This window comes from Pseudomonas sp. ZL2 (genome assembly GCF_054788455.1).
On the sequence record NZ_JBGOGX010000017.1, the window covers coordinates 113,433 to 126,074 of the forward strand.

The following is a 12,642-nucleotide window of genomic DNA, read 5'->3' on the forward strand; positions in this document are numbered from 1 at the left end:
GATTTCTAATCTGCAGGAGTTTGTAAGGGATCATACGTGGCGACTGGTCGATCACCAACCCGCAAGCTGTCGCAGAATCCTACAAGAGCGCTGTATAAATCCTTTTTTTTATAACAGTTTTTTTCAAAGAATAGACGGCATTTGCCGATCAGAGGCCCGCTTCACGTTCTTCGGCGTCAACCTCCAGCGACGTCTGCTCTTCACTACGGCGGCGAAACTTCAGTTCGCTGACCACCACGGCGATGACGATCAGCAAACCGCCGAGCAAGGCCACGCCCGGCAGGCGTTCGCCAGCGATGCGCCCGACGATGCCGGCCCATACCGGCTCACCGGCGTAGATCAGGGTGGCGCGGGTCGGCGAGACCGATTTCTGTGCCCAGTTCATCGCCACCTGGATCACCGCGCTCATCGCCCCCAGGCCCACGGCACTGAACAGCAACAGCCAGGAAAAGTCCGGCAGGCGCTCCTGGGTCGGTACCACCATCATGAACGACAGCGCCGAAGCGGTGGCCAGTTGCACCACCGTGACCCGACGCACATCGACCTGACCGGCATAGCGACTGATCAGGATGATTTCCGCAGCGATGGCCACGGCACTGATCAGGGTGGCGATTTCGCCGGGGCTGAACTGCAGCGAACCACCGCCAGGGCCGGCCAGCAGCATCAGGCCGGCGAATGCCAGGCCAATGCCCAGGCTTGGCATCAGGCCCGGGCGGCGGCCCAGTACCAGCCATTGCAGCAAGGGCACGAAGGGCACGTACAAAGCGGTGATGAACGCCGACTGGCTGCTGCTGATGGTTTGCAGGCCAACGGTCTGCAGGCCGTAGCCGAGCATGATCGACACGCCGATCAACACCCCGGCCTTGAGCTCCGTGGCGGTCAGGCCGGGCAACGAACGGGCCGAGACCAGGCCGACAAACAGCGCTGCGGCGGCAAAGCGCAGGCCGACGAAAAACATCGGCCCGCTGACCGTCATCACGTTGTGCACCAGCAAAAAGGTGCCGCCCCAGAGCACGGTAATAAACACCAGCACCAGTTCGGCCTTGCTCAGCCGGAAGGAAACGGAAGGGCGTTCAGCAGCGTTCGTTGGGGTCATGGCCTTGCACACGGAAGAGGGTCGACGCACAATTGCGGTGAAAGTGGGCAGTATACTGCGCAACCCCTATTGATGAGCAATATAGTGCACAAAGATTCCAGTCAACGCGCGTCGGTGCTTCAGCACGTCAGCCAGAACATTCGCCACCTGCGTCATGCCGCCGAGCTGAGCCAGAGTGCCCTGGCGGAAAGGTCCGGGGTCAGCCGGCGGATGCTGGTGGCCATCGAGGCCGGCGAAAAGAATGTCAGCCTGACCACCCTCGACCGGATCGCCGAAGCTCTGGAGGTTGCCTTCAGTGACCTGATCAAGGCGCCGGACAACCGCGACCCGAGCCGGATCAACGAGCTGGCCTGGACCGGTGTGCATCCCGGCAGCAAGGCCGTGCTGCTGGCCAGTTCCGCTGCCACCCGCGAGGTGGAGCTGTGGGAGTGGCGCCTCGAACCCGGCGAGGTCTACCCCTGCGAGGCTGATGCCGATGGCTGGAGCGAGCAGTTGTTCGTATTCGAAGGTTGCCTGAGCCTGGAAGTCGAGGGGCAAAAACACCTGCTCAATGCCGGCGAGTTCTTCTCCTTTGCCAGCAACCGCCGCTACGCCTACCGCAATGACGGCGAAGTGGCGACCCGCTTCGTGCGCAATGTGGTGATCTGAGCACGAGGCAGGTCACTGCCTTCAGCGGCTGGCGTCGGTCAAGTATTCCTGGGTGGAAATCACCTGGGCGTAAGCGAAGGCCAGCGACGCCATATAGGCCGCATGCACCTGCGCCGCCGGTACCGTGACGCCGTTGAATTCCAGGGCGCGGGTGGCGCAGGCGTCGTGAACCACGGTGACGCCATAACCGTAATCGGCGGCAGCGCGGCTGACGGCATCGATACACATGTGGCTCATGCTGCCGATCACCGTGACGTTGCTGATTTGCCCGTCATCCAGCAGATGCTTGAGCTCGGTTCCCAAAAACGCATTGACCTTGTGCTTGAGCACCACTGGCTCACCTGCGCGGTTAGTCGCCTTGGGGTGAATCTGCGCACCCTCGGAGCCAGGGGTGAAGAACGGTGCATCACTGGATTCGAACTCGTGGCGCACATGTACCACCAGGTCGCCGCGGGTGCGGGCGGCGTCAAGGATGCTGGCGGCGTTGTCAGCCGCCGCATCGGCGCCGTCCAGGGTCCATTTGCCGCCGGGGAAGTAATCGTTCTGGATGTCGATGACGATCAGTGCCTGTTTGCTCATCTCAAAAGCCTCATGCTGGGGAGTGGTTGTGGCGTGGTGATAGTTATAGGCTTGAGCGATGCGCTTGCGGATTGGCGCGAACGACAAATTGGCGGGAAAAACTGACAATGGCAACGGCGCAGGACACTCTGGAAATTGGCGTGCTGGTCTATCCCGGCGCGCAACTGGCCGCAGTCCATGGCCTGACCGACCTGTTTGCCGTGGCCAATCGCCTGCGCCATGAGCTGGGGGCGTTGGAGCGGCCACAGTTGCGCGTTTGCCATTGGAGCGAGACGCCTGATCGGCAATTGCAGGTAACGTTCGACACGCACCCCGGCACGGGTCATCAAGTGCGCGCCATGATTATCCCGCCGAGCCTGACCCAGGCCCCTTCGCCCGAATTGCTGGAACGCTACCGCGCCAACCTGCGCCAATGGCATGGTGACGGTGCGTTGCTGGTGTCGGTCTGCGTCGGGGTGTTCTTCATCGCCGCCAGCGGCCTGCTCGATGGGCGCCCGGCGACCACTCACTGGAATTTCGCGCAATCACTGGCCGAGCGTTTTCCGCAGGTTCAGGTCGAAGCCAACCTGCCGCTGCTCGACGACGGCGACATCATTACCTCGGCCGGGTTGATGGCCTGGACCGATCTGGGGCTCAAGCTGGTCGAGCGTTACCTGGGCGAGACGCTGGCGGCGGAGACCGCGCGGTTTCTCGCGGTCGAACGGGTCAGCGGCGGGCAACAGCCCGGCAGCGTCTTCAGCCCACGGCTGGACCATGGCGACGAGGCGGTGCTGAAGGTTCAGCACTGGCTGCAGGGCAGCGGTGCGCGTGACGTTTCGCTGACGGCCATGGCCGATTGCGCCGGCCTTGAGCAGCGTACTTTCCTGCGTCGCTTTCGCAGTGCCACCGGTCTCAAGCCCACCGAATACTGCCAGCAGGTCAGAGTGGGGCGGGCCTGCCGGATGCTTGAGTTCACCAATCGCAGCATCGATCAGATTGCCTGGGGTGTCGGTTACCAGGACCCAGGTGCCTTTCGCAAGGTGTTCTTCAAGGTGACCGGGCTTGCCCCCAGCGACTACCGGCGACGCCTCGCGACCCGGGCGGGCTGATCCTACTTTGGTACCGGTCGGGCTGCGCTTTGCGCGTCTTGCTGCTTATTATCCGTAGCAAACAAGACGGAGAACGCCATGAGTGCCCCTGAACAACCCGAGAACCCGGCGGCTGATGTGCTGATCATTGGCGGTGGCTTGAGCGGTGCCCTGCTGGCAGCCCAGCTGTTGCGTCAACCGGGGCAACGCCGCCTGCTGATCGTCGAGCCGCGCAGCGACCTAGGCCGTGGTGAAGCCTATAGCGCCACGCACCTGGGGCATACCCTCAATGGCAACGCGGCACGGATGAGTGTCGACCCGGACAATGCCGACGACCTGACCACATGGCTGGGCCAGCATATTGCAGCGGGTGGTTGGCCAGAATCAGCCGGGCAGCAGGTGCCCGTTGCCGAGCTGTTTCCGCCACGCGGGCTGTTTGGCGTGTATGCGCGCCAGCGTTTGGCCGAAGCGCAGGCGGTGGGTGCGCGACAGGGCTCCTGCCTTGAGCATGTCCAGGACCAGGCCGTTGATCTGGCGGTGGACGATCAGGGCGTCGATGTCAGCCTGGCGGATGGCCGTACTTTACGCGCAACCAGGGCTGTTCTGGCCACCGGCATGTTTGCCGCTGCGCGTACCGCCCAGGTCAGCGACAATGCGCTGAACACGGCATCAGTCGACCCTTGGAACATACCGGCCATGCAGGCGATCGATGCGCACGGCCGGGTGCTCATCATCGGTTCCGGGCTGACCATGGTCGATGCCGTGGTGTCGTTGCAGGCAGCCGGGCATCGCGGGCCGATCGAGGTGTTTTCCCGCCACGGCCTGCTGCCGCAGGTGCGCCGTCAACCGCCCGCGTGGGAAGATTTCCTGGCGGCTGACCTGTCACTGTGCAGTCCGTTGCAACTGCTGCGGGCCTTGCGTGCGCAATGCCAGGCGGCCGGGCAGCAGGGCATCGACTGGCAGGCGCCGCTGGATACCGTGCGCGTGCATATCGCCAGGCTCTGGAGCCAGGCCAGCGAGCGTCACAAGCGCCAATTCGTGCGTCATCTCCGGCCCTGGTGGGAAAGCCATCATCATCGTTCGCCGCCGCAGGGTGCGGCGTTGTTGGCGCGACTGGTCGAACAAGGGCGATTGCGCATTCATGCGGCGTCGTTGCAGGGTGTGGAAACCAGCGCCGACGGGCAGCCAGTGGTAAGGCTGCGCTTTCGCGGGCAAACGCAGGTCGAGCGGATCAGCGCTGCCGCCCTGATCAATTCCACCGGTATTGAGTACGATTGGCGCCGGGTTGCCCGGCCTTTGCCGCAGAACCTGCTGCAACGCCGGCTGATCCAGCCAGGGCCCCTGGCACTGGGCATCGCCGCGGATGCGCAGGGAGCCGTGCAGGATGCCGAGGGCCGCTACAGTCGGCGCCTGTTTGCCATGGGCCCACCCTTGCGTGGTCTGTGGTGGGAAAGTACGGCAGTGACCGATGTCGCTTTGCAGGCCAAGGCACTGGCCCAACGCCTGGTTGGGTATGGCGACTAGTCGTGGTATTCGGGGCCGGGCTCGAGCAATTGCGGGCCCGGGCCCTGCTCGCCGAGTTGATCATCACAGTTGCGCAACGGGCAGCTTTGCAGCGACATGCAACCACAACCGATACAGCTGTCGAGCTGGTCACGCAATACCAAGAGTTTATCGATGCGCCGGGTCAGGTCCTGGCGCCATTGCTCTGACAGCCGTTGCCAGTCCTTCACGCTGGGTGCACGACCTACCGGTAGCGTCTGCAGCGCGGCATGAATGGTTGCCAGGGGAATCCCCAGGCGTTGCGCCATCTTGATCACTGCCACCCGCCGCAGGGTGTCGCGTGGGTAGCGGCGCTGGTTGCCGGCGCTGCGGGTGCTGTGAATCAAACCCTTGCTCTCGTAGAAGTGCAGGGCGGTCACGGCTACGCCGCTGCGCGCCGCCAACTGACCCACGCTGAGTACGCTCTGAGCTGAATCGGGCATGACACAATATCTCTTGACCTCTAGTTAACTTGAGGTTTTACCCTGCCAGCCATCACACCGCAAGTGCAATGGCAGAGGGAGCATGTTCATGCTGGTTTCAGACAACAGCCTGTGTTTTACCCAGATGATCGAGTTCGAAGTCGCGCCAGCCCGGCAACGCGCGCTGGCCCAGGCGCTGGTGGCGCGCAGCGAGCACCTGGCCGAGCAGCACAATGGTCTGGTCGCAGCCAGCATCCAGGCCAGCGACGATGGCAGTCGGGTCCTGCAGTATTTGCAATGGCAATCGCGGGCGGCCTGGGAGGCAGCTGTCAGCAGCTTCGAGCAGGAGCCGTTCCTGCAGCTGATTCGTCAGCATCAGGCCAGGGGCGTGAACTTCAACACCTTCCAGACGCTCAGCAGCCTGGCCCGGACGGCGGAGCACGGGCTGCACTGCCAGTTGCCGATGACCTCAGGAATACCAGGGTGAATGGTGCGGGTAGCGGTCAAGCCGTGCGCCGATGACCATTTCACTGATCCAGGCACTGAGAATGGAGCTGTAGGCTTTCTGGCAGCGGTCACTGGACAGCGCATGATCGGCGCCGTCAACGATCCTGTGGGTCAGCGAATGGGCGCTGACGAAAGCCGAGCGATAGCTCATCAAGGTACTGTGCGGCACGAAGTCATCCTGCTCCGACTCCACCAGCAGCACGTCACCGGCAAACTCGGCGCAGGCGCCCAGTGCCCGGTTGTCCCCCGGGCCGAGGGGGCGTTGACGGTAGTCGGTCAGGCGTTGACGGTCGAGCGCTTGCTTGGGCAGGTTCCATTCATCGTCCCAGTACAGCGCCGGCACTCGTAACGCCAGCCATTTGACCGGTCGCAACGCTGTCAGCAGCGTCGCCAGGTAGCCGCCGTAGCTGCTGCCGATCAGGGCAATGGCGCTGGTGTCGACCGCCGGGTGACTGACCAGCCGGTCGTAGGCGGCGACCAGGTCGGCGAGGTTCTGCTCGCGGGTAACGCTCAGGCGCTGGCTTTCGGTCTTCTCGTGGCCACGCAGGTCGAAGGTCATGCATACGCATCCCAGGCCGGTGATCTGCTTGGCCCTGGCCAGGTCACGCTGCTGGCTCCCACCCCAGCCATGAACAAAGAGGATTCCGGGAACCTTGGCACCGGGGCTGACAATGGTCCCGGCAATACTTTCGCCATCAACCGGAATCTCGATCCCTTCGCTATGGATGGTCATAGTCGCGGATCCGTGCGTATTTGCAGACTCGTCCGATTTCACTGTCGTCCCCCTGATAAAAAATCGTGGCATCGGCGGGCAGCTCAGGCGCGTCGAAGGCTTCGTGGGTGGAGGCGCGCACACGCCTCAAAGCCGGGTCGTCGGCGAAAGCTTGCAATGCCAGTACCTCGGCACTGCTGGCGCCGCCGATGCGCCAGGATTGTTCGAGCACGCCGCTGCGCAGCTTGCCCTGGCTGTTCAGGCCGCGGGCGACGTCATAGTTGCGCCGTGAGGCGATAAAGCCGGGGAAGGCTTGCAGCGCTGCCTGCTCGTAGGTTCTTGCCTGGGTGATGGCCAGGCGAAGGTGATCTTCGAGTTCCAACTGCAGCAATACGTCGTAGTCCCCGCGCACCAGTACCAGATCGGAACCGCCGTAGATCTCCTCGCCCTGGTGGTCACGGGTCAGTTGCTGGGTGCCGTAGTAGCTGCACAATATTCCCGCCACCAGGACCTGGCCGACGCTGAAGGTCTGCACCTCGCTCAGGTTCTCTTCCAGGGTCAGGCCCCAGAGCGCGAGTTCCTGTTCGTCCATGGTGCCAAGCGCTTGCTCCAGTCCTTTGATGCTGTCGATCACCGTTTGCCCACGGCCCGCAGTTGCGCGTACGGGCTTGAGGCGCAGCGGTCCCTCTCGCAGCAGCAGCCCGGCGGCACGAATCGCATCCTCCAGGCTGAAAACGCTATAGCCTCGCAACAGCGCATCGCTGGCCAGGCGGGCGAAGTCATCGGTCCAGCCCAGCGGAAAGCGTGCATCGGCGGGCAGCGGATGGGAGATGGCCTTGGTCGCCATGTACGGCTGGCTGACCAAGCCGCCAAACAGGTCGGTGTGCGCCGCGATACCCATTGCCCGGTAGCGCTCGGCGCCGATCAGGGTTTCGGTGGGCAGGTAATAGAAATTCTCCTTCGCCGTTGGTGGCTGGGCAGGCGTAACCACCTCGGTGTGGAACAACTTCGCCAGCCGTTGGGCGAGCTTCAGGTGCACGCTGTGTTCGTGCTCGGGTGTGCTTTGACGTGTGTCCAGCAGCACCACGCCTTGCTTGCGGTCGGTCGATCGGAGCATGGGCAGATCCTCTGCGTGGTTCAGGAGGCTTTCTTGAGTGCGTCGATCAGTTCGTGCTTGCGCATTTTCGAGTGGCCAACGATGTCTTTGCTGCGGGCGTCCCTGACGTTGCTTCCTTGTGGCATGGCGTTTTCTCCCGGGTAGGACTGTACTGATTGTGAAGTCCGTAAGCGGTAGAAGTTCAGTAGGGCTGATTAGTGGATGGTATTTTGGTTATATAAATATATAAATTGATAATTTATAGTTCTATTGGTGGCTGGTGCAATATGGCGTGGCACTTTACCTACATGGATTTAGGAAGCGCCTACTTTGCAAGGCGACGACAACCAGAGAGCCTGCTGTCATGAACAATCTTCCGCTGTATTTCGACTACGCCGCCACGACACCGGTCGACGAGCGAGTTATCCAGGCCATGGTCAAGTGTCTGGGCGCCTCGGGTAATTTCGGCAACCCGGCGTCAAGCTCCCACTGTTACGGGCAGAGCGCCCGGGCAGCCGTGGAGCGGGCGCGGGACCAGGTCGCCGGGCTTGTCGGCGCCCGAGCCGAACAGATCATCTGGACGTCGGGGGCCACCGAGTCGAACAACCTGGCGCTCAAAGGCCTCGCCCAGGGGCGCCAGGGTGGTCACATCATCACCAGCCAGATCGAACACAAGGCAGTGCTCGACACGGCTCGCCAGCTTGAGCACAACGGCTTCACCCTGACCTTGCTGGCGCCCGACGACCAAGGGCTGATCACCCCCGAGGCGCTACGCAGTGCCCTGCGTGAAGACACCTTCCTGGTTTCGCTGATGCTGGTGAACAATGAACTGGGGACCGTCAACGATATCCCGGCGTTGGCTGAGGTGGTTCGCCAGCATGGCGCACTGCTGCACGTGGATGCGGCCCAGGGTGCGGGCAAATTACCGATCGACCTGGGCCGCTGGGCGGTCGACCTGATGTCCTTTTCCGCGCACAAAGTTTATGGTCCAAAAGGCATCGGCGCCTTGTATGTCGGCGAGCGCGCCAAACCGCTGCTGCAGGCGCAGATCCATGGCGGTGGCCATGAGGGCGGTTTGCGCTCCGGCACCCTGGCCACCCACCAGATCGTTGGCATGGGCGAGGCGTTTGCCGTGGCCCAGGCGCTGCTCGTGGAAGAAACTGCACGCATCCGCCAACTGCAACAGCAGTTGCTGGATCAATTGCTGCAGTTGCCGGGAGTGCGCCTTAATGGCAGTGCCGGGCAGCGAATCGCGCACACGCTCAGCCTCACGTTCAGCGCCGATCACCCCGACTTTTCCCAGCTTGCGCAGTCGCTGGCATTTTCTTCCACTTCCGCCTGCAACTCCGCGGCCAATGCTGCTTCTCACGTGCTGCTGGCGCTTGGACTTGAGCCGCAAGCCGCGAGGCAGACCATTCGCCTGAGCCTGGGTCGCTATACCAAGGCGCAGGATATCGACCAGGCGGTGCGGGCAATAAAGACCTCGTTACAGTCGCAACCTTTCTGGGCGGTTGCCCATGGCTGAAGGCTGTTCCATTATCTGCGCCAAGAACAATGGATGCCGTGGTAGCAGGAGTCAGCATGAACACTCAGTCTTCAACGCAGGGAGCGGTGAATACGCGCCTGGCACGTATTCGTGAAGTGATGCAACGTGAGGGCGTCGACGCCTTGTTGGTCCCGTCGGCCGATCCTCACCTTTCCGAGTACCTGCCGGGGTACTGGCAGGCCAGGCAATGGTTGTCCGGTTTTCACGGGTCGGTCGGTACCTTGATCGTTACCGCCGATTTCGCCGGCCTCTGGGCTGACAGCCGCTACTGGGAGCAGGCGGAAAAGGAACTGGCAGGCAGCACCATTGAGCTGGTGAAGCTGCAGCCGGGCAAGCCCGGTCCGCTGGACTGGCTGGCCGATCAGGCCCCGCAAGGTGGGGTGGTGGCCGTGGATGGAGCGGTAATGGCTCTGGCCTCGGCACGTCAGCTAGGCGAGCGCCTCAAGGCTCGCAACGTTCGATTGCTGACTGAGAAGGATCTTCTGGCCCAGGTATGGGACGACCGGCCGCCACTACCGAACAACCCGGTGTATCAGCATCTGCCGCCCGAGGCCACGGTCAGCCGCGCGCAGAAACTGGCCAACTTGCGCGAGACGCTGCGCGCCCGCGGTGCCGACTGGCATTTCATCGCCACCCTGGACGACATTGCCTGGTTGTTCAACCTGCGCGGTAGCGACGTTTCCTATAATCCGGTGTTCGTATCCTTTGCCTTGATCTGCCAGGATCAAGCCACGTTGTTCATGGACTTGAACAAGATCGATGCCCATTTGCGCAGTGTGCTCGAAGTCGATGGCATCACGTTACGTGATTATGCAGAGGTCGCCCAGGCGCTGGCGGCTATTCCAGCTGACCAGACATTGCTGGTTGATCCTGCTCGGGTGACGAGTGGCTTGCTGGCGAATACCGACAGGGATGTGCGCCTGATTGAAGGACTGAACCCGACTACGCTGTCGAAATCGCAAAAAAGCAAAGCTGATCTTGGGCACATTCGCAAGGCCATGGAGCAGGATGGTGCGGCGCTGTGCGAGTTTTTTGCCTGGTTGGAAGCTGCGCAAGAGCGAGCCGAGTCAATCACCGAACTGACCGTTGACGAGCAGCTGAGTGCCGCGCGTGCGCGTCGTCCAGGTTTTGTCTCGCTGAGTTTTTCGACCATCGCTGCCTTCAATGCCAATGGCGCCATGCCGCATTACCGCGCCACGGAGGAGTCTCATGCCCGTATCGAAGGTAATGGCTTGCTGCTGATCGACTCTGGTGGTCAATACCTGGGGGGCACCACCGACATTACCCGCATGGTCCCCATTGGTAACCCCAGTACTGCTCAGAAGCAGGACTGCACGCGAGTGCTCAAAGGGGTTATTGCCTTGTCGCGGGCACGCTTTCCGCGGGGCATCCCGTCGCCATTGCTGGATGCCATTGCCCGGGCGCCCATCTGGGCGGACCAGGTCGACTATGGTCATGGTACCGGGCACGGGGTCGGTTACTTTATGAACGTGCATGAAGGACCGCAGGTGATTGCCTACCAAGCGGCGGCGGCACCTCAGACAGCCATGCAGGAGGGGATGATTACGTCGATCGAGCCGGGTACCTATCGCCCGGGCGAGTGGGGGGTACGTATCGAGAACCTGGTGTTCAATCGCGAGGTGGGCACGAGCGCGTTTGGCGATTTTCTCGAGTTTGAAACCCTGACCCTGTGCCCGATCGATACCCGTTGCCTGCTGCCTGAACGGCTGACCAGCGAAGAGCGCGACTGGCTCAATGGTTATCATGCCCAGGTCAGGGAGCGCCTGGCGCCGTTGCTGGAAGGCGCTGGGCTGGAATGGTTGCAGGGGCGAACCGCAGCCATTTGAACCCGGTATTCAAACAGCAGCAAAAAAGGGCGGCCGTTGGGTCGCCCTTTTTGGTGGGATACATTACTTGCAGATGACGATCATGCTGCGGCTGGTGTAGCCGGCCGGATTGAGGCCGAAGGGGTAGTCACCAGGCTCGGCGTCGGCATCCCCCGAGCGGGCAATCACTTTGTAACCCTTGCTGCCACATGAGGCCGCAGCCTTGGTGTAGCAATTGTCCCAGGAAGATGAAAGGCCGGAGCAATTGATATGCAGGCCCTTCTTGCCGCGTTTGACTTCAGTCTTCGCCGTCGCCGCACATCCAGCGATGGCCAAAATGGCTAGGATGAGCAAAATTCGTTTCATTCCTGTCCTTAATGCGTACCGGGTCTGTCGCCCGTGTCTAATTTCCTTTGCGTCTTCCCGATGCTTGTTCGCGTCCCTGTCTTGTCAATTAGATATCTTCAAGGTTGACGTTGGGTTACAGCTTAAAGATGGCGGATGCCCGGCACAATGACCAGTGTCTATTTAAATGCAAATATTTCTCAAATCAGTCGGCAGCAACCAATGCCGGGCTTTCCTTGCGCAGCGACAGGGTGGCACCCACTGAAGCGGTGATGATTGCAGCGATAGCCAGCCATTGCGCCACCGTCAGTACTTCACCCAGGAACAGCAAACCTGAAAGTGCACCGAACGCAGGTTCGATACTCATCAGTGTGCCAAAGGTGCGTGCAGGCATGCGTGTGAGTGCCACCATTTCCAGGCTGTAGGGCAGGGCAGTGGAGAGTATGGCCACGCCCAGTGCGATAGGCAGCAGTGCGGGAGTAAGCAGTGCGCTGCCAGCATGGACAATGCCAATTGGCGCTACGAACAGGGCAGCGATCATCACCCCCAGGGCGGCGGTCTGGATACCGTTCTCGGCGCCGGCTTTCTGCCCATATAGAATGTACAGCGCCCAGCACACGCCGGCACCTAGTGCATAGCTGGCGCCTACCAGGTCGATGCCGGCGCTGGTCTGGCCAATCGGGATCAGCAGCAGCAAGCCAATGACCGCAAGGCCGATCCAGAGAAAATCCACGGCCCGTCGCGAGGCATACAAGGCAACTGCCAGCGGTCCGGTGAACTCCAGGGCTACGGCAATCCCCAAGGGCACGGTCTGCAGCGACATATAGAAGAGGAAGTTCATCCCGCCCAGGGCCATGCCGTAGATGATCACGGTGCGAAGCGTGCTGGCGCTGAGCTTGGCGCGCCAGGGGCGCAGCAGCAACAGCATGATGATGCTGGCGAAGATCAGTCGCAGGGTGGTGGTGCCTTGCGCGCCCACGACAGGGAACATGCTCTTGGCCAGGGAGGCACCGGACTGGATTGAGGCCATGGCGATCAGCAGCAAGCCAATAGGGAAGAGGGTGGCGGCCAGGCTGCGGGGGTGGCTGTTCATTGCGGGAGGGCATTCCTTATATAAGAAGAAGCACGAGCAGCCTATGATGCGCAAAGGCCAAAAAATGAGCAATATACTGCGCATTATTCTTTTGTTGGGGGTTTTTTAAATTAACCCTTGACGCCCGATTTAATCTCTCTATAATTCGCCCCACTTCCGGCGC

General features: G+C 61.7%; 13 protein-coding genes. 6 read left to right on the top strand and 7 right to left on the bottom strand.

The annotated features are described in order from the left end of the window. Window positions 1-148: 148 nt before the first annotated feature. Window positions 149-1,096 carry a DMT family transporter gene (locus ABM562_RS14560; protein ID WP_460422424.1) on the bottom strand — a complete coding sequence of 316 codons (948 nt, stop codon included), beginning with the start codon at window positions 1,094-1,096 and terminating at the stop codon, window positions 149-151. Window positions 1,097-1,180: 84 nt separating this feature from the next. Here ABM562_RS14560 and ABM562_RS14565 point away from each other — a divergent pair, with 84 nt between their 5' ends. Further along, entirely contained in the window at window positions 1,181-1,744 is a 564-nt protein-coding gene (locus tag ABM562_RS14565) for a helix-turn-helix domain-containing protein (protein WP_115087865.1), read from the top strand. Window positions 1,745-1,765: 21 nt separating this feature from the next. Here ABM562_RS14565 and ABM562_RS14570 read toward each other — a convergent pair whose 3' ends face one another. Beyond that, the gene (locus tag ABM562_RS14570; protein WP_346616604.1) at window positions 1,766-2,323 is read right to left on the bottom strand and encodes a cysteine hydrolase family protein; all 558 of its coding nucleotides are present in this window, start codon (window positions 2,321-2,323) and stop codon (window positions 1,766-1,768) included. A gap of 107 nt (window positions 2,324-2,430) precedes the next feature. On the opposite strand from ABM562_RS14570, the gene ABM562_RS14575 reads away from it, so the two are divergent. Continuing rightward, window positions 2,431-3,411 carry a GlxA family transcriptional regulator gene (locus ABM562_RS14575; RefSeq protein WP_115087863.1) on the top strand — a complete coding sequence of 327 codons (981 nt, stop codon included), beginning with the start codon at window positions 2,431-2,433 and terminating at the stop codon, window positions 3,409-3,411. Between the two features lie 78 nt (window positions 3,412-3,489). Then, window positions 3,490-4,914, top strand: a complete 1,425-nt coding sequence (locus tag ABM562_RS14580; protein ID WP_233674495.1) for an FAD/NAD(P)-binding protein — start codon at window positions 3,490-3,492, stop codon at window positions 4,912-4,914. Here ABM562_RS14580 and soxR read toward each other — a convergent pair. Further along, window positions 4,911-5,375: a redox-sensitive transcriptional activator SoxR gene (gene soxR / locus ABM562_RS14585; RefSeq protein WP_134063432.1), complete on the bottom strand. Its 465-nt coding sequence runs from the start codon at window positions 5,373-5,375 to the stop codon at window positions 4,911-4,913. The genes ABM562_RS14580 and soxR overlap by 4 nt on opposite strands. An 88-nt stretch (window positions 5,376-5,463) precedes the next feature. On the opposite strand from soxR, the gene ABM562_RS14590 reads away from it, so the two are divergent. Then, window positions 5,464-5,841: an antibiotic biosynthesis monooxygenase gene (locus tag ABM562_RS14590; RefSeq protein ID WP_115088493.1), complete on the top strand. Its 378-nt coding sequence runs from the start codon at window positions 5,464-5,466 to the stop codon at window positions 5,839-5,841. Here the strand turns inward: ABM562_RS14590 and ABM562_RS14595 are convergent. Next, window positions 5,824-6,594, bottom strand: coding sequence for an alpha/beta hydrolase family protein (locus ABM562_RS14595; RefSeq protein ID WP_115087860.1), 771 nt, complete (start codon window positions 6,592-6,594; stop codon window positions 5,824-5,826). The two genes, ABM562_RS14590 and ABM562_RS14595, sit on opposite strands and share 18 nt — an antisense overlap. After that, window positions 6,581-7,690, bottom strand: a complete 1,110-nt coding sequence (locus ABM562_RS14600; RefSeq protein ID WP_258578987.1) for a DUF3182 family protein — start codon at window positions 7,688-7,690, stop codon at window positions 6,581-6,583. Before ABM562_RS14600 ends, ABM562_RS14595 begins: the two co-directional genes overlap by 14 nt. 343 nt (window positions 7,691-8,033) lie before the next feature. Between ABM562_RS14600 and ABM562_RS14605 the strand changes: the two genes are divergently transcribed. Then, the gene (locus ABM562_RS14605; RefSeq protein ID WP_460422428.1) at window positions 8,034-9,194 is read left to right on the top strand and encodes a cysteine desulfurase family protein; all 1,161 of its coding nucleotides are present in this window, start codon (window positions 8,034-8,036) and stop codon (window positions 9,192-9,194) included. Between the two features lie 56 nt (window positions 9,195-9,250). Further along, window positions 9,251-11,062 carry an aminopeptidase P family protein gene (locus ABM562_RS14610; protein WP_460422430.1) on the top strand — a complete coding sequence of 604 codons (1,812 nt, stop codon included), beginning with the start codon at window positions 9,251-9,253 and terminating at the stop codon, window positions 11,060-11,062. Between the two features lie 63 nt (window positions 11,063-11,125). On the opposite strand, the gene ABM562_RS14615 is transcribed toward ABM562_RS14610, so the two are convergent. Together ABM562_RS14615 and rhtA are read right to left on the bottom strand one after the other, a co-directional pair. After that, window positions 11,126-11,407, bottom strand: coding sequence for a hypothetical protein (locus tag ABM562_RS14615; protein WP_115087856.1), 282 nt, complete (start codon window positions 11,405-11,407; stop codon window positions 11,126-11,128). Between the two features lie 184 nt (window positions 11,408-11,591). Then, on the bottom strand, window positions 11,592-12,479 hold the full coding sequence (rhtA, locus tag ABM562_RS14620; protein ID WP_258578990.1) for a threonine/homoserine exporter RhtA: 888 nt from the start codon (window positions 12,477-12,479) through the stop codon (window positions 11,592-11,594). Between the last annotated feature and the right edge of the window lie 163 nt (window positions 12,480-12,642).